Here is a 19,081-nt window from a genome sequence, read left to right on the forward strand (position 1 = left end):
ATATTTGCGTAGTGTTGTTGTGGATTGATTAAAGATTAGAAAACACAATATTAATATAGGTAACGTCGTCTTTAATTCCATTGTTGTGGATTGATTAAAGATTAGAAAACACAATATTAATATAAGTCACATCGTCTTTTATTCCGTTGTTGTGGATTGATTAAAGATTAGAAAACACAATATTTTAAATCCGTAAGTTGTATTATGGCTCACGTTGTGGATTGATTAAAGATTAGAAAACACAATATTAATAGTTATATTATCTTCTTTTGTATAGTGTTGTGGATTGATTAAAGATTAGAAAACACAATATTTTTCTTTTTGCGATTGCTGTTTTACTTACGGTTGTGGATTGATTAAAGATTAGAAAACACAATATTCGCCTGCCAGTTATTTAAAAAGCTTACAGAGTTGTGGATTGATTAAAGATTAGAAAACACAATATTCTTTGTTACCCAATTAACTATACCATTACTGTTGTGGATTGATTAAAGATTAGAAAACACAATATTCTTTTGTTGTAATGCAATTTCTTTAGTAGCGTTGTGGATTGATTAAAGATTAGAAAACACAATATTATTATTAGATGATGTATAAGTCATATTGTTGTTGTGGATTGATTAAAGATTAGAAAACACAATATTTCTGTATAAAGAAAAGCCACCACTTGCCATGTTGTGGATTGATTAAAGATTAGAAAACACAATATTGGTTGCTTAAGCGGTTTAGAACCCGAATAGTTGTGGATTGATTAAAGATTAGAAAACACAATATTATAGTATTTTGTACAAATAATGTAGCTACTGTTGTGGATTGATTAAAGATTAGAAAACACAATATTTTTAGCTTTTGGGATGAATAAGCACGTTTTGTTGTGGATTGATTAAAGATTAGAAAACACAATATTTGGGGAATGGATGACATTCTTTCAACAATAGTTGTGGATTGATTAAAGATTAGAAAACACAATATTATTCTTTTTAATCTTACTGGTGTTGCGGTGTTGTGGATTGATTAAAGATTAGAAAACACAATATTATGTAGAATAGCTGCTATTATTAGGAATATGTTGTGGATTGATTAAAGATTAGAAAACACAATATTAGTTATTATGATGGAGAATCCCAAGTAACCGTTGTGGATTGATTAAAGATTAGAAAACACAATATTATACAATGAGTCTATAATTGTTAATGCGGTGTTGTGGATTGATTAAAGATTAGAAAACACAATATTAAATACTTGCAAATAAAGTTACGCCACCAAGTTGTGGATTGATTAAAGATTAGAAAACACAATATTTTTGTTGTTATCACTTGTAAACCTACAATTGTTGTGGATTGATTAAAGATTAGAAAACACAATATTTTGGAATTATAAAACTGAAAAATGGAATCTGTTGTGGATTGATTAAAGATTAGAAAACACAATATTAAATTAACAAACACAAACCGAATATTGGTTGTTGTGGATTGATTAAAGATTAGAAAACACAATATTTTTTAATTATTATCGTATTACTCTCGGATAGTTGTGGATTGATTAAAGATTAGAAAACACAATATTCGACAAGTAAGGCGGTCGACAAAGTATTATGTTGTGGATTGATTAAAGATTAGAAAACACAATATTCTTCGGGTTTAATTGGATCGTCTATAACTAGTTGTGGATTGATTAAAGATTAGAAAACACAATATTACAACCACAATCATTCTTACCCATCAATGGGTTGTGGATTGATTAAAGATTAGAAAACACAATATTAATACCATAAATTATGAGTATACCTACTGTGTTGTGGATTGATTAAAGATTAGAAAACACAATATTGCTTTGAAGCCACACTGCGCTTGTTAGAATGTTGTGGATTGATTAAAGATTAGAAAACACAATATTTTCTTCAATTGCAATTTGTACATCACCTTCGTTGTGGATTGATTAAAGATTAGAAAACACAATATTTAAATAAGCAGTAAAAGTCTGACCATCTAGTTGTGGATTGATTAAAGATTAGAAAACACAATATTGCCACTCTCAATAATGATTCAGCTTTCTTGTTGTGGATTGATTAAAGATTAGAAAACACAATATTCCGAATAGTGGACCTATTGTTGGTGCTGTGTTGTGGATTGATTAAAGATTAGAAAACACAATATTATTTCAACGCCATATCTTTATCATTGTAGAGTTGTGGATTGATTAAAGATTAGAAAACACAATATTAGTTCCTGCTTTTCCGCTTTTAACTTCTCGGTTGTGGATTGATTAAAGATTAGAAAACACAATATTAAAAAAACAGTTTCATATTAGTAACGATTTGTTGTGGATTGATTAAAGATTAGAAAACACAATATTAAAAATACTTTCAAGGGTTTTGAAAGAGAAGTTGTGGATTGATTAAAGATTAGAAAACACAATATTAGCGTCTAATATTTCAACTGGAGTTGTAGAGTTGTGGATTGATTAAAGATTAGAAAACACAATATTCATCACAACTATTTGTAAAGGTGCACTCAGTTGTGGATTGATTAAAGATTAGAAAACACAATATTAATGGTTTTTTATCATTTTTAATTGTGATTGTTGTGGATTGATTAAAGATTAGAAAACACAATATTTCCCATTATTGGAATAACTCTATCTGTTGTGTTGTGGATTGATTAAAGATTAGAAAACACAATATTACATTTAAATTTTAAATTATGGCAGGATAGTTGTGGATTGATTAAAGATTAGAAAACACAATATTTTTGTTACCCAGTTCAATGTAACCTTTTGGGTTGTGGATTGATTAAAGATTAGAAAACACAATATTAACTAAAATCACTAGAAATGTTGCCGATGCGTTGTGGATTGATTAAAGATTAGAAAACACAATATTCAGTTTGTACAAATTCCATTTGTTTTACCGTTGTGGATTGATTAAAGATTAGAAAACACAATATTTCATTATGAAATCATCGGAAATGTTTATCAGTTGTGGATTGATTAAAGATTAGAAAACACAATATTAGTTGGCTTCTTACCTTCTAATAATCAACAAAATAAACCACTATATCGTGATAAAAAATGCTTCTTTTTTGCAGTGAAAAGGCAAGATTGAAGCATTTTTTTATTTGTAGTGATTGTGAATTACTAATTTTTATTGGGTTTGTTGGATTATGAGATTCCTCGTGCCTCGGAATGACAAAAAGCGGAATGTAATAATTATATTGTGCCGTAAGATAATAATTTAAAATAGTTCTAACTGTGTAGGTTGTGCTTCTTTAGGCACTTCGGCTTTGCCCCAAAAGTTGAGTATATTGCCAAATTGCTTGTCGGTTATTCGTAATACACTCACTTTGCCTAAAGGCGGTAATAATCGGTGTATTCGTTTTTCATGCACATCGGCACTTTCACTACTAGCGCAATGACGTACATATACAGAATATTGCATCATACTAAATCCATCTTTCAGCAAGTTGTTTCTAAATCCAGACGCATTCTTTTTGTCTTTCTTTGTTTCTGTCGGTAAGTCAAAAAATACAAATAGCCACATAATTCGATATCCGTTTAGCTCCATAATTTTGGATATTTTATCTTCTTTCTATCTCCAGTATAGCATTGTTGCAATGAACTTGCTGTTTTTTGCAACGCCACCATCAAAGGGCTTTTCTCATCTTTGAAATAAACTGTTTGTGTTAATAGTTGCAAAAGTTCCGATTTAAGTAATGTGTTTAACTCTTGCTCATCATACTTCTGCATTAGTTCAAAAACTTTTTCGTCAACAATGGGGCGAAAAGGTTCCATAATATCATCAGCCAAGGCAAAAGCATTATACTTACTTTTATGATGAATTCCTAAAGTATTTAATAATCCACTTCCTGACAAAGCTCTTGCCGTTGCAGCTCGCAACACTGCATAACCATAATTTAAAAAATTGTTAGGGTAATCCCCAAACCGTTCACGCTTAAAAGTTGCATCAAAAAATGATTTCCAATACTGACTAGCAGCCACACCTTCCATATTAGTAGTATCACCACTTAATACTTTACCAGCTAAAAAAGGAAATGAATTTTTATTACCCGTAATTTTCTCTAATAAAATCCCTTGATTCGTGATTTTTTCAACAATCGTTTGTTGCCATAATTGCTTCTTTAGCGGTACGCTAGCATCTATCTGATTTTTAAAAATCTCTTGTTGGATATGATGACTATTAAGGTTTAAAAACATGCCATTAGGTAAATGATTAGTACTGCATATAATCACTGCCGCATTGTATTCTACCAATAAATTCATAGCTGGAATACTTAGGTATATTTCAGGATGATCTATAACCAAAAACCCTATATCTTCAACAGGTATCGAACTTTCCCTAATCTCAGATTTTACAACTAATTGAAGATTTTTTGCTGTTAGCGATGCTTTATTCTCAAGTAAAATAGTTTTTTTAAGCATAATAGTTTTTACACTAAATTACTTACTATTAAAACATTAGTTTTACGGGAAACCGTAAATAAATTTTAAAAAAAGATTTAATTTTGAAGAAAAAAATGAAATATAGTATTTTTTTTATCTTAATATCAACAATTTCATTTTCCCAAGTAAAACTCCTCTCTTGGAACCTAGAAAACTTTGGCAAATCAAAAACCTACTCCACCCTAACCTACATCGCCAACACGCTCAAAGAATATGATATCGTAGCCATTCAAGAAGTAGTTGCCGGAAACGGTGGCGCACAAGCAGTAGCAAAACTCGCCGACGAACTCAACAGAATAGGCACAAAATGGGACTACTCCATTAGCGACCCCACCACAAGCAGCGCCTACAAAACAGAACGCTACGCCTTTCTCTGGAAAACCGCCAAAGTCAAAAAAATAGGCAAAGAAATACAACCTCGAAATAGATCGAGAACCCTATTTTTGCACCTTCGAATACAATTCCAAACAATTCACAATTGCCAATTTTCACGCAATCACCAAAAGCAAACAGCCCGAAACAGAAATAAAATACTTCAAATATTTACCCGATGAATACCCAACCCTAAACCTTATTTTTACTGGCGATTTCAATTGTCCACAATCCCACACTGTGTTCAATCCTTTAAGAAAACTAGGGTACAACTGTGCCTTTACTAATCAAAAAACATCGCTCAAAAAAGAATGCAATTCCAAAGATTGTTTAGCCTCAGAATTTGACATTATATGGTACAACAACACTAAAATAAGAGCTATAAAAGCAGAAGTAATTCATTTCTACAATAACTTCACATCCCTAAAAGAAGCTAAAGAAATATCAGACCACATCCCCATCACACTAGAATTTAATTTAATATAACATCCTCAAAGTGTAATACTATATGTTCTAATAAAAAACCAACCCAATCTATTATCTTTCATCTATTATCTTTTCTCTTCTTATTACGGTTTCCCGTAAGGTAATAATAAACATCAGGTGTAAGTTTGAAAAAAAGCAACACCATGAAACCGCAATTTAAAACTTCCGTGATTCTGTTCTACTATTTACTTTCATTATTAATGACAACCTGTAGAAAAAAAGAAGAACCTAAAGACTAAATTGTTAAAAAGTCCGTTGATACTTTAATAACTCAAGAAGAAACAACACATCATGTAGATACCAACTACCAATATGAATTCCGAAAAGGAGAACATGGAAACTACTCTTACAATTACGACGTTACTGGCACAGACACACAAGGTAATGAAGTAACTGGGAATATTACAATTGAAGGAAAATACGGCACAGGCTTCATAACCAATCCCGAAGGAAAAGAACTCGAAGTTGATGTAGAATGGATTAATAAAGGAATCCTAAAAGCCATTGATGAAAATGGAGAAGAATATGAATTACAAGTAAATTAATATTAGTACTTTTATAAAATACTACAACGTCAATTCGTGTGGTTTTCACTTAAAGCAATGAGGTGAAAATTATATCGCGAACAAGAACTATATCTCAATACGTCAGTTGGAGTGATTTTCACGTAATGTAATGAAGTGAAAATTGTATCGAAAACCATTAAAGTAGAAATTAAACTCTATGAAAAAATTTATATCAATCTGTTTACTGTACTGTCTAACATCCTTTACTATTGTTAAAGACGATGTTTATATTTGCAATAGTAAAGAAGCAACCAAATACCATTATACAGAAACCTGCCGTGGACTAAATGCTTGTAAGCATGAAGTAGTCAAAAAATCTTTAAAAGAAGCTAAAGCATTAGGTTTAACCTTGTGTGGATGGGAAGATTAAAATATAGTTATCACAAAGAATAAAAGTATATGAACAATTGCTCAGCTACAATTTGTAAATCAAAATATTATAAAAGAGACCCATTTTGGATCAGCATCAAGGATGGATTGATAAAATTGATACAATTCGAAACTGCCATTAATATCAATGCACCTGAAAAGTTTAAAATAATTCTTCAATCAGAGGATAATACAACTGAATATTATATTGATCCTAACTTAAACGATAATATAAACAAATATGATTCACATGATATTGATATTATATTTAATGCTTCATCAACCAAAATAAGTATTGTTCCATTACCCAAAAATGAAGAAATATACAATGCCAATCAAATCCTTTCTTATAGTATAAATTATATTGTTTTGCCTAATGATAATGATTATAAGGGAAAAAGAAACCCAACACCAAAACCAGTATTAAAACAACTTGTTGCCATTGATTAAAAAATTAGTGAGAAAAATTAAAAATTAATTATAATCGATTTTCATCAATTTTCACTGATTCTAACTTATTGAACAGTCAATGAGATTTGTTTTCTTTTCTTGATTGTGATTTTTCCAATTTATAAAAATAAAAATTGCTGTAACGGTAATTAATGATCCAAATAAAAAATAACCTATTTTATTGTTGAATTGTATTTCTTCAATTGGTTTAACTAAGCCAAGTTCACTAGACAACTCTAATGGAGACAACATTTTTTGATGTGGTGTTAAATGAATTTCTTTCATAGTAGTATTAAGTTTTAATTATTATCATTTTCGCTTTTGTTGAATTATAATAAAATTCAATATCCTTTATTTTGTATGCTTTGTATTGTTCATTATTGTCAACTAATAGTTTATTAAATTTAAGATAGTTAATATCAAAATTCAATAGTTCAAGTGTTGTTAAATCAATTTCAAGGTAATTTTTATTAATACATTGTTTTAATGCTTTATAATTCAGCTTTGCTTTCATTTTTTCCAATTCAAACTCTCTTTCTTCAACTAATCTATTTAAATAGCCTGCTCTATTTCTACAACTGTCATTACAATAATTACGCTTTGCACTTTTATATTCCAAAATAACATCTTGGCATTCAGGATTTTTACATTTTTTTATTGGTTTTTTCATAAATTTATTTATTATATTTTACAAAGATAAATATTTTTATTATATTTACCACGTAGTAAATTTTAACTGTATCGTCTTATCAATAATTAAATACATGAAGAAAACATTTTACTCAAAAATTGGTGAACTAATATCTGAAAAAAAATACACGACCAAAGACTTAGAAATAACATCTAGACAAATGAATTATTGGAAAGACAGAAACATCATCCCTTTTTTAGTAAAAGAACGAAAAGCATTGATGACACTTCCAGAAGCATTATGGATATTGATAATAAATGAGTTGTCTAACATAGGAATTACTTCAGATAAATTAGAAGTCCTTTCAGAACGTATTTGGATTAAACCATTATTCAGCACCTATGCAGACGAAGTATTAAAAGATGCAATAAAAGATCCTAAAAAAGAGTTTTCATTAGAAGAAAAAGAATGGTTCAAAACCTTTTTAGATGATGAAGTTATGATGCATCATGTATACAGAAGAGATATAACACCATTTAAAGATACTATCAAAAATTGTTTAAAGAGTAACAGACAGAACGTCTCTTTTATTTATTGTCCAAAAACAGAAGAATATAGATTTAGTTATAGCGGAAATGACATCAATAATGAACTCAACAATCTTTTTTATAGAGAAACCTTAATAACAATACCTTATTTCCCACATCTATCAAAACTTATTGGTTTAGACTTTGAAAGAAATAAAAATGAGTTAACTTATCTTTCAGAAATTGAAAATAAAATAAGACGAGTATTAATTTTTGATAGACCCAAACTATTAGAAATTATTGTTAATGAAAAAGGCGAAAGTAAAATATACAAAATAACTGAAAGTCATAAAAAAGCAGAAGAACTAGCAGAATTTTTCCTAAACACAAAACTTCCTACAGGCGCAAAAATTACTGTTGACACTCGTTCGCAAAACAATTATAAAGTAACTATTAAATCGTAAAAATATGTTTATTGTAAAACGCATTCGGTTCCTGTACACTCAGCCCGTATTATCTGTAACAAGATATGGGCCAAGAGAAATTTACATCTGATGAAAAAGACAATCTTTTAGATTATTCAGAGTTAATAACTATAGTTCCTAGTTTAAAAAATCATTTAAACGAAGAAACAGCATTAGAATTTTCAAAATCATTATACCAATTCACTAAATTAATTTTTGATCATTATAAAAATGAAAAAGAAAAACGTAACAATTAAAGATTTTTATGGATCAACTGTTTGGTCTTATACTAGAGTATCAACAAAAGAGCAATTTGTAAATAATGGTAGTATTGAAACACAAGTGAAGAAAATTAAAGCATTTGCTAAAGATAATGGTTTAATAATAACTGAAGAATTCGATGCTGAATATGAAAGTTCAAAAAAAATAAATACTCAAAGTACACTAAAAGAATTAATTGACAAGATTAAGAAAACAACTCCATCCAAAAGACCCAAAATCATATTGATTTGGTCACCTAGTCGCTTTGGTAGAGCTGGAGCAGAACATATTCAACTATTTGTAAAACTTCGCAAGGAATTTAATGTGCTGTTATATTCAGTAAGTACGGAGCACAACACATTCAATGAAAGAGCTGAAAACGAATTTTCGACTCAATTACTTTATGCTCAAAAAGAAAACTTCAATAGACAGGACACCATAATTCCAGGTCTGATAAATGCGTTAAACAACGGTAAACTATTTGGAAGAACTCCTAGAGGTTATGATCATTATGGCCCAAGAGTAACCAATCCAAATATGGTACAAGCATTTCAAGAAATTAAAATTAATCGTGAAGGAATACTATTTAAAGAAGCATTCAAATTAAAAATATACAAATCATATACTGACAAGGAAGTTCTTGATTGGTTACAATCTAAAGGCATTAAATTAGCTTATCAATCTCTAGCCAATATGTGGAGAAATGAATTCTATGCTGGCAGAGTTTGCAATACACTTCTAGATGATGAATACATAAAAGGGCCTTGGGAACCTTTAATCACAAAAAAAGAATTTAATATCCTACAAAGTATACTTAATGGTTCGAGTAAAATAGGCATTTCTAAATTGAAAGGAAAAGAAGAAACTCCATTAGCTCCAAAATTTTTAATTTGTAATGAGTGTAATGAATCCATGACCTCATACCTAAATAAGAAAAAACAAGTGTTCTATTATAAATGTAATGTTTGCAATAAAACGGCTAACGCTAATTCAACCGAAAGATCTATACATGAAGGTTTACATGAACAATTTCTTGCTAAAATAAATGAATTTAAATTATCAAAAGATCTTGAAAATTTATTCTCGGAACAACTTAAAAAAATTTTAGACGAAGAAATGACAGATGTTTCAGAAAGAAAAAGATTGCTCTCCAAAGACATTAATGAGTTAAAGGAAATCATTGATAAAATGGAATATAAATATGCAATTGGAGAAATTAGCAAAGATATTTTTGAAAGACAAGGACAAAAAGTAAATGATCAAATCAAACAAAAGTTAATCGAATTAGAAAAAATACCTACAAAAAAATCGAACCATGAAAAAGTAATGAAATATTTTTTCAAAATCAGTCATAACCCCAGTGAATTCTATACTTCGTTAGATTTTAATAAAAAAAGGAAGTTTCAAGAAATGCTGTTTCCTGAAGGTTTTAAATATTCTATCAAAAATAGAGAATATCGAACCAAAAAAGTAAATTCTTTATTTGTATTAACTATCAGTTTTTCAAGTAATTATACTGATTTAAAACAAAAAACTCACCACTTAAAAAGTGATGAGTCTAGTTTAGTACCCGGAGTGGGAATCGAACCCACACACCTAAGTACACGAGTTTGAGTCGTGCGCGTCTACCAATTCCGCCATCCGGGCTAGAGATGATGTGTTATTTATAATTTTTAGAAAAAATTAATTAAAATTATGCCATCCGGGCAGTCGTTAGTAGATTAAAATTTCAAAAAACAATCAAAATTTATGCTAATTAGACAATAATTAAATAGATTAGAATTAAAAAAAACAATTAAAACTAATACTATTTGGATAATAATTAATACTAAATTTTATAAAAAAGAACGTAAATCTAATATTTAATATCTCATATCAAATATTTAGGAGTGCAAATGTAAATAATTTTTATTCATATTTTCAAGAAAATAGTTAAAAATATCCTTTCAGAGTCCGATTTTATTTCTAAATTTGCACCTCGTTAACACGACACACAACTAACTAACTACATCCGAGGCAATTATATTTTTAGAATTTATTCCAAAAAAAGAACCGCAGCGGAACTAAAACAACACAAAATGTCACATCAAGAACCAGAAGCAAAAATATTTGCTTGTTCCCAAAGTGTCCACTTAGCCGAACAAATAGCCAAAAACTATGGCGTTCCGCTGGGTAAAGTTACGTTCTCTAAATATAGTGATGGTGAATTCCAACCTTCGTTTGAAGAATCAATTCGAGGATTACGCGTTTTTATTGTTTGCTCTACATTTCCTAGCGCCGACAATTTAATGGAATTATTGTTAATGATTGATGCTGCTAAAAGAGCCTCAGCTAGACACATAACTCCTGTAATTCCTTACTTTGGATGGGCAAGACAAGACCGTAAAGACAAACCAAGAGTGCCGATTGGAGCAAAATTAGTGGCAAAACTACTAGAAACCGCAGGTGCTACGCGAATCATGACCATGGATTTACATGCCGATCAGATTCAAGGGTTTTTCGAAAAACCAGTAGATCATTTGTTTGCGTCTACTATCTTTTTACCGTATGTGAAAAGTTTAAATTTAGAAAATTTAACCATCGCATCACCCGATATGGGAGGTTCAAAAAGAGCTTACGCCTACTCTAAGTTTTTAGAATCGGACGTAGTAATATGTTACAAACAACGAAAAGTAGCCAATGTGATTGACACTATGGAACTTATCGGAGAAGTAAAAGGCAGAAATGTAATTCTAGTAGACGACATGATCGACACTGGAGGAACCTTAGCCAAAGCAGCCGACCTCATGATAGAAAAAGGTGCGTTAAGTGTAAGAGCCATTTGTACACACGCCATTTTATCGGGAGAAGCTTACGAAAAAATAGAAAATTCTAAGTTATTAGAATTAATTGTGACCGACTCCATTCCGTTAAAGAAAGAGTCTAACAAAATAAAAGTAGTGAGTTGTGCACCACTATTTGCAGAAGTAATGCACATGGTACAACACAACAATTCCATCAGTGGTAAATTCCTGATGTAATGAACAGAATGCGTTAGGGATAGAGGCAAGCACCGCGTGCAGCCGAAAGCCCGCCCGAAGGGAACGCCCAAAAAAGCTAAAGGCTAATAGCTGAAAGCTAAAAAATGAATTTTTATAATTATTAACTATATATTTTTACAATGAAATCAATTTCAATTAAAGGATCAGAAAGAGAAAGCGTAGGTAAAGTTGCGACTAAGGCCGTACGTGATGCTGGAATGGTTCCTTGCGTAATTTACGGAGGAAGTCAACCAGTACATTTTCAAGCGGAAGCAAAAGCTTTCAAAAGTTTGGTTTACACTCCAAATGCGCACACAGTTGCCATTGATTTAGGAGGTAAAAAATTCGATGCTATCTTACAAGACATCCAGTTTCACCCTGTAAGTGATGCTATTTTACACATCGACTTCTTCCAATTATCAGACGATAAAGAAATCGTTATGGAAGTACCTGTAAAAGTTACTGGAACGTCTCCAGGGGTCCTTTTAGGAGGAGTTTTAAACTTAAACCAAAGAAGATTAAAAGTAAAAGCTTTACCTAAAAATCTTCCTGATTTTGTAGAAGCTAACATCTCTGAATTACAAATGGGGAACAAATTGTATGTAACTAAATTAGCTACCAACAATTTCAAATTAATGCACCCAGACAACACTGTAGTATGTCAAGTGAAGATTTCACGTGCTGCTATGAAAGCGGCTCAAGAAGCTGCAAAAGCAGAAAAAGGAGCAAAAGGAAAGAAAAAATAATTTCAATCTTATCCATACCAAAAGGCATCAGTTTTACTGGTGCTTTTTTTATGAACGAATGTTTTGGCTCCTTCCTAAACCCTATTCCTGCTTTCGGTTTTAGTCTTGCTGCGCTGCGAGCTATCACCTCAATCAGGGTTAGCTGGCAATCCATTTGCATAAAGTTTAAAATTCTAAACAATTATAGTATTTTTACACCATGAATTGGCTTTCAAAATTATTTCAAATCAAAGAAAAAGAAATTACAGACCCAATGAAGAAATTCCTAATTGTCGGCCTAGGCAATATTGGCGCCGAATATGTAAACACACGCCACAACATCGGTTTTAAAATCGTAGATTTTATTGCTAAAAAAGAGAATACTAGCTTTCAAACTGCTAAACTGGGTGATATCGCAGAGTATAAAACCAAAGGCCGTACGCTCCTTCTTTTAAAGCCAAACACTTATATGAATTTAAGTGGAAAAGCGGTAAAATATTGGATGGAAAAAGAAAATATAGCCAAAGAAAACATCTTAGTCATCACCGACGATTTAAACTTGTCTTTCGGAACCATTCGCATCAAGTCAAAAGGCAGCGATGGTGGTCACAACGGATTAAAAAACATCCAACTGTTATTAAACACTTCTGAATATCCACGCTTCCGATTTGGCATCAGCGACCAATTCAAAAAAGGACAACAAGTAGATTATGTACTCGGTGAATGGAACGAAGATGAAAAAGCCAAACTACCCGAACGCTATGAAATAGCAGCCGAAATAGTCAATTCTTTTGCTCTAGCCGGACTCAACAACACCATGAACAGCTATAATGGAAAATAAAAAAAGGGAAGTATAATATTACTTCCCTTTTTTTTTATCGTGATTCGAATTTATTCTACCACTATTTTCTTAACTACTTTATGGTCGCCGTCTTTAACCGTTACCATATAAACACCCGATTGTACGCCATCCAACTGAATGTTCTGAGAAAACAATCCTGTATTGGTAAATTGTTTTTCATAAACACTTCTACCTCTAATATCATGAACAGCAATAACAATATCATTGGCAGTAGCTGAATCAAACTGAACAGTAAAGTTCCCGTTATTAGGGTTTGGATAAATTCCAAAATTAGACAACCCAAAAGTATCATTTGCTAAAGCGGTAATCGCAAAATTTCTAGAGTTTACAGCAAAAAAGATGTTTCCTGACGCTTTAACCATAAATCTACATGTTGAAGAAACAGGTGCATTTGCCGGAATCACTACCGAAGCAGTACCTGCTGCATTTGAAATGCCAGAGGCTACCAATATAGGAAAGGTAGTACTATTGCCATTCACATTGGTAGACAAATAGATATCAACCGTTGATGCACCAGCTAACGTACTCGTACTAGCCGTATTCCAAGTTACTGTTTGAGTTGAACCAGCTGCATAACTCAACCCTGTAGTCGATTGCGACGTTACTGTAAACGGCCCTTTTGTGGCATCTACCGACACTACCATAGCATCAGTAGCCGTCAATCCACCACCTGCTTTATTGTCTCTTGCTGTAAATGTAAAGTTTAAGTTTCTATTAGCTGTAGTAGCTGTCGTACCGTATACCGTTTCCCAATAAGTATTAGCCGAAGTAGTAACTGAAATAGTTCCAGCAATCACTCTAGCCATCTCAGGCATAATTCGTACCGGAGATGACGACGATGGAAACACTTTAAAAATTGGTCCCACAGCTTTTGTAGCAAGAACTCTACTCGTTGCATTTACTGTTGCAGAAGTACCTTGATCATTTTGTTCCCAATTGTAAGTCAACACATCTGTAGCATCAGCATCTGTAGCAGTTCCTGTTAACATAAACGCTGTTCCTTTCGGAATAGTAAAATCGGCACCAGCATTAACAACTGGTAGATTATCAGTCATAGTTGTCGAAACCGGACACGTTTTAGTTGCTAAATTGGTTTGTATTTGATAAATGTTCTTATATGAAAACAAGGCATCTGAATGTGCTTGCACATCATAACTGGTAATTCCTGCATATCCCATAATAGTAGATCCACTTCCAGGCTCTGTTTGTGGTGCAGAAGTATTGGTGCCTTCATAGCCAAACGTAAACGAATGATTGCCTCCTAACTGGTGCCCCATTTCATGAACTACATAGTCAATGTCAAAGTTATCTCCTTGTGGAATGGCATCAGCTGGCGAAGTAAAACCACTTCCTTTACCATCACCTATATCAGTCCATGATTGTGTAGAAGTTCCACAAACACAACCTATACAACCTGCATTTCCACCACCACCTGAAGCACCAAATAGATGTCCAATATCATAGGTAGAATCTCCTAAAACAGATGTTAATGTACTTTGAAGTTGTGCATTCCAAGTTCCTCCAGCTCCAGCCGAAGCATCATCATAAGGATCTGTTGCTGCATTGTAATAAAACACGCTTGCATCATTAGCAATGATATTTAAATGCAATGCTAAATCTTTTTCAAAAACACCATTTACACGAGTCATCGTAGCATTCATTGCCGCCAAGACCAAACCCGATTGAGCGCTGCTTGTAGCTCCAAAATAGTTGGCATATTCTGCAGTACACGACAAAGCTAAACGCATCGTTTTATACGAGTTAATACTTGAAAGATTTGTAACTGCACTTCTATTGAAGATATCATTAGCCAAACTAGTTTCGGCAGTTGAACAGTTGAAAGGTAGTTTTCCTTTATTTCTATTTTTAGAATTAAACAAAACATAAGTCGTAGCCGATTTATCATAAGCTTCAATGAATTCTGTTCCGTTATCTGGTCTGAATACTAAAGTTTCAATTCCTTGAGGAGAAACACTAAAATTAATGGTAGCTCCTTTATCTGTAATTCCTTTTCCTACATAAGCTCTAATATCTGGATATTGCGCTTGTAAGGCTGGTTCAAAATTAGAATTTTCCCATACTGCGAAACGTTCAATGTCTCCATTCATGTTAGGAATTTCAATTTCAACACCAGCAGCTCTTGAAAACTTATCCGTAGTGTTCGCCAATTTTTGTCTTAGAGCATTAATGTCCAATGTAAAATACTGCTCTCCTTCAGAAATCATGTTTGTTCGAACTCTTGCAAGTTTTGCTGTTTGCTCTGAAGTTGTTTTGCGCCATATAGAAGCGTTTTGTGCACTAATGTGTCCAAATGTCATTATCAGCACAATAAAAAATAATAGTTTCTTCATTTTTGGTTGATTTAGTAAAAAATAGTCGCCAAATTTATCATTTCATTTTTATAAAAATGTTAAAAGCACCCAAAATTTGGGTGCTTTTAAGAAAATTAAGCAATTCTTAATTATTTTATAACTACTTTCTTAATAATATTTTTAGTACCGTCTTGAATATTTACTAAATAAACTCCAGACTGCAACCCATTCAACTGAATGGTTTCATTAAAAAATCCATTATTAGGATACGCTTTAGTATATACTGATCTTCCTCTCATATCGTGTATTCCAACAAGAATATCGGTATTTGAAGCAGCGTTAAACTGAATTGTAAAACTACCATTATTTGGATTTGGGAATAGCGTGAAGTTTTCAAGTTGATTTTCAGCAGTACTTAAAGCAGATGAAGAACAAATATCCAAACTCCAAGCATTTATTGTGCCACCATCTTGATTGAAAGCATCTGCAACCGTTAAGGTCCATGTTCCTGTAGCATTTTCACCATTAAAGGTAGATAAAGCCTGAGCGGGTAAAACTACTCCGGAAATCCCTGGCGAATTTCCACAAACAATAGCCGATCCTGAATCGTCAAAAGTAGCTATCACATCGTTCACACTCGAGTTAGGGTCACATTGACTGGCAAACAAAGTAACCACAGTTCCTGAAGGACTTGTTAATGTTGCAGTTAAGTCATTAATCCACGTATGGGTGATGTCTAGATTCACATTTAAATCCGATATTGAAGTACCAGATGGAATATTCAATGTTGATGTTACCGTTGCTACTGTAGTTGGAATCGTAATAGGAATATTTGATGAAAAATAATTATTACAAGAAATGATACCTGTAGAAAAAGTATAATTTGCACTATAATTTCCTTGACAGCTACCATTTACAGGAGCGACTCTCCAATAATAAACAGTACCTTGAGTTAATCCTGTTAAATTATACACATTGGTAGTTACAGAACCTGAACTCACAATAGAAGTGAATGCAGCATCTGTTGCTACTTGAACATTATAGGAAGTTGCATTAGCATTTACAGCCCAAGTCAATGCTAACGAAGTATATTGAGCCGTTGCATTGTTAGCTGGTGACGTCAAAACCACATCTGGCAGTCCTAAATACAAATAGTAAGGAACTGTTTTTACAGTAGATCCTGATGTAGCTGTCATCACGATGTTATATACACCTGATGGCGCTCCAGTTAAATTACCAATGGTCATGGTAACCGAGCCATTTGAAGAACTCATTGTAGTTGGCGAAAAAGAAACTGTAGTTCCTGCTGGCGTACCTGAAGCACTAAACGTTGTAGTTCCTGTAAAACCTCCAAGCGCACTATAATTAAAAGTATAAGATGTTGAAGGAACCGAACACGACAAAATACTTTGAGCACTTGATTGAGCAACTGCAAAAGTTGAAGCTGGTGCCGTAATAGTGAAATTAGTATTTGAAATATCAAAAAATATGTGTTGGTATCCTTTTACCATAATTCGGTTTGTTGTTCCAACATTATTAGGAACAGTAACTACTGTACTTCCGTTATTTGGAACTTTATTAGCCAATTGAATTGGATAGGTAAACCCACCATCAAGTGAAAGAAATACATCAACAAATGGAGCATTTACTCCATTTCCAGTAGTTCCTGCAACATTCCAAGTTACCGTTTGATTGGTACCTGCAACCCATGAAACAGCGGTATTTGGCGCACTTACTACAAACGGCCCTGCTGCTGAAGTCACGTTAACGGTCATATCAGTATACGCTGTTTGACCTACTTTTATGGGAGCAGTTGAACTATAAGGGCTATTATCTCTAACCGTTAATCTAAAATTTAACGTTCTAGCAACCGAACTTAATGCTTCAGACAACATTCCAGCATCACCACCTACTTGACTTGTGGTAGCAGAATTGGCAACAACAGAAGTCAGTTTTGGAAAGTATCTTGAAGGCGAAGCTGTTGGGCTCCATGAGATAAAGTTTGGACCAACCGTTTTGGTAATACCCGCACTACTAGCAGCTCCAGTTGAAGAACCACCATCGTCATTTTGTTCCCAACAATACGTTAAGGCATCACCGGCATTAGCATCGGTAGCCGAACCGGTGAGAACAAACGGAGTGCTGTATGGTATAATATAATTACCAACCGGAGCAACAACTGGGGTTGCATTCGTACCAGCCAATGATGTAGTAACTGGACACGTTTTAGTTGCTAAATTATTCTGAATTTGCTCAATCGTTGTTTCATGATAAATATCGATAGAGTGTGGCGCCACATCCTGACCTGTAATTCCCGCATAACCCATGATAGTTACCCCAGAACCCACTTCTTTACTTACTCCAGCTCCTTCGTTTGAATTAGAAAACGTATGATTCCCTCCTAATTGATGCCCTACTTCATGTACAACATAATCAATATCAAAATTATCTCCTTGTGGAATTCCATCCGCTGGAGAGGTAATTCCAGCACCTTTATTTAAGTCGGTAGTACTTGCGGTATCGTTTACACAAACACAACCAATACAACCTGCATTTCCACCACCGCCAGAAGCTCCAAACATGTGACCAATATCATAGGCCGCGTTATTAGCCGCTAATGTTGTTCCAGTTCCAGTCAATTTAGTACTCAATGTATTTTGCAACTGTGCATTCCAATTGGCCATAGTGGTATAAGGATCTGTTGACGCTACATAGTAAATAACGTTTGTTGAACTTGCTACTAAATTTAAGTGTAATGCTAAATCTTTTTCATAAACCCCATTGCAACGGGTTAAAGTGGCATTAAAGGCAGCCAATACTAAGCCAACCTGAGCAGCACTAGTTGCTCCAAAATAATTAGAATATTCGGCATTACACGATTGTGCCAAACGAATTACTTTTAATTGCCCAGCACTTGATTGCGGACTTAAAGTACCATTAGACATTCTAGAAGTAACATCGGTAGTCATTTTTCTGTCGTCTGTAGAACACGTCCATGGTAAACTTCCTACTTCTCTGTGTGATTTAAAAGCCGCATAAATAGTGTGATCTTGCGAATACGGTTCTATAAATTCATTTTCTCTATCGGTTCTAAAAACCATTGTTTGGATGCCTTGAGGCGAAAGACTTAATTTTAAAGTCGCGTATTTATCAGTAATTCCTTGTCCTGAAAAGGCTCTAATTTCAGGAAACTGAACTTGCAAATCAGCCTCAAAATTAGAAGCTTCATACACTTCAAATTGTTCGAAACCTCCGTCAGCATTAGGCAAGGTGATAATAGTTGAATGCTTTGAAGCATTGTCTACCACCAACATTAGCTCTTGTCTTATTAAATCTGTATTCAAATCAAATAATTTGAATTCTTTAGGAAAAGACAATCGAGCTACACCTTTATCGGTAATGATTTTAGTGCCGTTTTCAAGATGACTAGTCCAATATCGATTGGATTGAGAGAACCCTAACGTTACCGATAGTATACTTAAAAATGTTAAAAATAAAGTTTTTTTCATGGTTGTTTAGTTTAAATAGTTCGTAAATATATAAAAAAATGTTAAAACAAAAAAGGCCGCAAAACAATG

14 protein-coding genes, 1 tRNA gene, 1 pseudogene and 1 CRISPR repeat array are annotated in these 19,081 nt (G+C 32.9%); of the genes and pseudogenes, 9 read left to right on the top strand and 7 right to left on the bottom strand.

What is annotated here, in order from left to right:
* Positions 1-16: 16 nt before the first annotated feature.
* Positions 17-3,012: direct repeats of the CRISPR family, unit length 36 nt; unit sequence GTTGTGGATTGATTAAAGATTAGAAAACACAATATT.
* Between the two features lie 220 nt (positions 3,013-3,232).
* Both cas2 and cas1 read right to left on the bottom strand, forming a co-directional pair.
* Positions 3,233-3,562, bottom strand: a complete 330-nt coding sequence (cas2, locus tag ACODSI_RS12890; RefSeq protein ID WP_488917270.1) for a CRISPR-associated endonuclease Cas2 — start codon at positions 3,560-3,562, stop codon at positions 3,233-3,235.
* Positions 3,553-4,437 (bottom strand): type II CRISPR-associated endonuclease Cas1, encoded by an 885-nt coding sequence (cas1, locus tag ACODSI_RS12895; protein ID WP_488917271.1) that lies wholly within the window; start codon positions 4,435-4,437, stop codon positions 3,553-3,555. The genes cas2 and cas1 overlap by 10 nt, the downstream gene beginning before the upstream one ends.
* 95 nt (positions 4,438-4,532) lie before the next feature.
* Here cas1 and ACODSI_RS12900 point away from each other — a divergent pair.
* The 3 genes and pseudogenes from ACODSI_RS12900 (at position 4,533) to ACODSI_RS12910 (ending at position 6,701) form a co-directional block, all read left to right on the top strand.
* Positions 4,533-5,316 (top strand): annotated as a pseudogene (locus tag ACODSI_RS12900) (endonuclease/exonuclease/phosphatase family protein).
* A gap of 723 nt (positions 5,317-6,039) precedes the next feature.
* Positions 6,040-6,252, top strand: a complete 213-nt coding sequence (locus ACODSI_RS12905; RefSeq protein WP_488917272.1) for a hypothetical protein — start codon at positions 6,040-6,042, stop codon at positions 6,250-6,252.
* A 29-nt stretch (positions 6,253-6,281) separates the two neighbouring features.
* Complete coding sequence (locus tag ACODSI_RS12910; RefSeq protein ID WP_488917273.1) at positions 6,282-6,701, top strand: hypothetical protein; 420 nt, start codon at positions 6,282-6,284, stop codon at positions 6,699-6,701.
* A 60-nt stretch (positions 6,702-6,761) separates the two neighbouring features.
* On the opposite strand, the gene ACODSI_RS12915 is transcribed toward ACODSI_RS12910, so the two are convergent.
* Positions 6,762-6,986: a hypothetical protein gene (locus tag ACODSI_RS12915; protein ID WP_488917274.1), complete on the bottom strand. Its 225-nt coding sequence runs from the start codon at positions 6,984-6,986 to the stop codon at positions 6,762-6,764.
* Between the two features lie 7 nt (positions 6,987-6,993).
* Positions 6,994-7,371 carry a hypothetical protein gene (locus ACODSI_RS12920; RefSeq protein ID WP_488917275.1) on the bottom strand — a complete coding sequence of 126 codons (378 nt, stop codon included), beginning with the start codon at positions 7,369-7,371 and terminating at the stop codon, positions 6,994-6,996.
* 94 nt (positions 7,372-7,465) lie between these two features.
* On the opposite strand from ACODSI_RS12920, the gene ACODSI_RS12925 reads away from it, so the two are divergent.
* The 3 genes from ACODSI_RS12925 (at position 7,466) to ACODSI_RS12935 (ending at position 10,198) form a co-directional block, all read left to right on the top strand.
* On the top strand, positions 7,466-8,323 hold the full coding sequence (locus ACODSI_RS12925) for a hypothetical protein (RefSeq protein WP_488917276.1): 858 nt from the start codon (positions 7,466-7,468) through the stop codon (positions 8,321-8,323).
* A 65-nt stretch (positions 8,324-8,388) separates the two neighbouring features.
* The gene (locus tag ACODSI_RS12930; protein WP_488917277.1) at positions 8,389-8,580 is read left to right on the top strand and encodes a hypothetical protein; all 192 of its coding nucleotides are present in this window, start codon (positions 8,389-8,391) and stop codon (positions 8,578-8,580) included.
* Complete coding sequence (locus ACODSI_RS12935; protein ID WP_488917320.1) at positions 8,555-10,198, top strand: recombinase family protein; 1,644 nt, start codon at positions 8,555-8,557, stop codon at positions 10,196-10,198. The genes ACODSI_RS12930 and ACODSI_RS12935 overlap by 26 nt, the downstream gene beginning before the upstream one ends.
* Here ACODSI_RS12935 and ACODSI_RS12940 read toward each other — a convergent pair.
* Positions 10,152-10,231 (bottom strand) — tRNA-Leu (locus tag ACODSI_RS12940). The two genes, ACODSI_RS12935 and ACODSI_RS12940, sit on opposite strands and share 47 nt — an antisense overlap.
* 431 nt (positions 10,232-10,662) lie before the next feature.
* Between ACODSI_RS12940 and ACODSI_RS12945 the strand changes: the two genes are divergently transcribed.
* The 3 genes from ACODSI_RS12945 (at position 10,663) to pth (ending at position 13,170) form a co-directional block, all read left to right on the top strand.
* Positions 10,663-11,604 carry a ribose-phosphate pyrophosphokinase gene (locus ACODSI_RS12945; RefSeq protein WP_488917278.1) on the top strand — a complete coding sequence of 314 codons (942 nt, stop codon included), beginning with the start codon at positions 10,663-10,665 and terminating at the stop codon, positions 11,602-11,604.
* Positions 11,605-11,744: 140 nt separating this feature from the next.
* Positions 11,745-12,350, top strand: a complete 606-nt coding sequence (locus ACODSI_RS12950; RefSeq protein WP_488917279.1) for a 50S ribosomal protein L25/general stress protein Ctc — start codon at positions 11,745-11,747, stop codon at positions 12,348-12,350.
* A 199-nt stretch (positions 12,351-12,549) separates the two neighbouring features.
* Positions 12,550-13,170 (top strand): aminoacyl-tRNA hydrolase, encoded by a 621-nt coding sequence (pth, locus tag ACODSI_RS12955; RefSeq protein WP_488917280.1) that lies wholly within the window; start codon positions 12,550-12,552, stop codon positions 13,168-13,170.
* A gap of 50 nt (positions 13,171-13,220) precedes the next feature.
* Here the strand turns inward: pth and ACODSI_RS12960 are convergent, their stop codons facing one another.
* Both ACODSI_RS12960 and ACODSI_RS12965 read right to left on the bottom strand, forming a co-directional pair.
* A complete protein-coding gene (locus ACODSI_RS12960) occupies positions 13,221-15,542 on the bottom strand; it encodes a zinc-dependent metalloprotease (protein WP_488917281.1) in 2,322 nt (773 codons plus the stop codon).
* Between the two features lie 110 nt (positions 15,543-15,652).
* Complete coding sequence (locus ACODSI_RS12965) at positions 15,653-19,012, bottom strand: zinc-dependent metalloprotease (RefSeq protein ID WP_488917282.1); 3,360 nt, start codon at positions 19,010-19,012, stop codon at positions 15,653-15,655.
* Positions 19,013-19,081 lie beyond the last annotated feature (69 nt).

The organism is Flavobacterium sp. FG139 (assembly GCF_057809695.1).

What these genes read in the sequence shown, in the direction of transcription:
- ACODSI_RS12905 (WP_488917272.1), top strand. Translation starts at nt 6,040, where the DNA reads ATGAAAAAATTTATATCAATCTGTTTACTGTACTGTCTAACATCCTTT.
- cas1 (WP_488917271.1), bottom strand. Translation starts at nt 4,437, where the DNA reads ATGCTTAAAAAAACTATTTTACTTGAGAATAAAGCATCGCTAACAGCA.
- ACODSI_RS12915 (WP_488917274.1), bottom strand. Translation starts at nt 6,986, where the DNA reads ATGAAAGAAATTCATTTAACACCACATCAAAAAATGTTGTCTCCATTA.
- ACODSI_RS12920 (WP_488917275.1), bottom strand. Translation starts at nt 7,371, where the DNA reads ATGAAAAAACCAATAAAAAAATGTAAAAATCCTGAATGCCAAGATGTT.
- ACODSI_RS12950 (WP_488917279.1), top strand. Translation starts at nt 11,745, where the DNA reads ATGAAATCAATTTCAATTAAAGGATCAGAAAGAGAAAGCGTAGGTAAA.
- ACODSI_RS12910 (WP_488917273.1), top strand. Translation starts at nt 6,282, where the DNA reads ATGAACAATTGCTCAGCTACAATTTGTAAATCAAAATATTATAAAAGA.
- ACODSI_RS12945 (WP_488917278.1), top strand. Translation starts at nt 10,663, where the DNA reads ATGTCACATCAAGAACCAGAAGCAAAAATATTTGCTTGTTCCCAAAGT.
- cas2 (WP_488917270.1), bottom strand. Translation starts at nt 3,562, where the DNA reads ATGGAGCTAAACGGATATCGAATTATGTGGCTATTTGTATTTTTTGAC.
- pth (WP_488917280.1), top strand. Translation starts at nt 12,550, where the DNA reads ATGAATTGGCTTTCAAAATTATTTCAAATCAAAGAAAAAGAAATTACA.
- ACODSI_RS12965 (WP_488917282.1), bottom strand. Translation starts at nt 19,012, where the DNA reads ATGAAAAAAACTTTATTTTTAACATTTTTAAGTATACTATCGGTAACG.
- ACODSI_RS12960 (WP_488917281.1), bottom strand. Translation starts at nt 15,542, where the DNA reads ATGAAGAAACTATTATTTTTTATTGTGCTGATAATGACATTTGGACAC.
- ACODSI_RS12925 (WP_488917276.1), top strand. Translation starts at nt 7,466, where the DNA reads ATGAAGAAAACATTTTACTCAAAAATTGGTGAACTAATATCTGAAAAA.
- ACODSI_RS12930 (WP_488917277.1), top strand. Translation starts at nt 8,389, where the DNA reads ATGGGCCAAGAGAAATTTACATCTGATGAAAAAGACAATCTTTTAGAT.
- ACODSI_RS12935 (WP_488917320.1), top strand. Translation starts at nt 8,555, where the DNA reads ATGAAAAAGAAAAACGTAACAATTAAAGATTTTTATGGATCAACTGTT.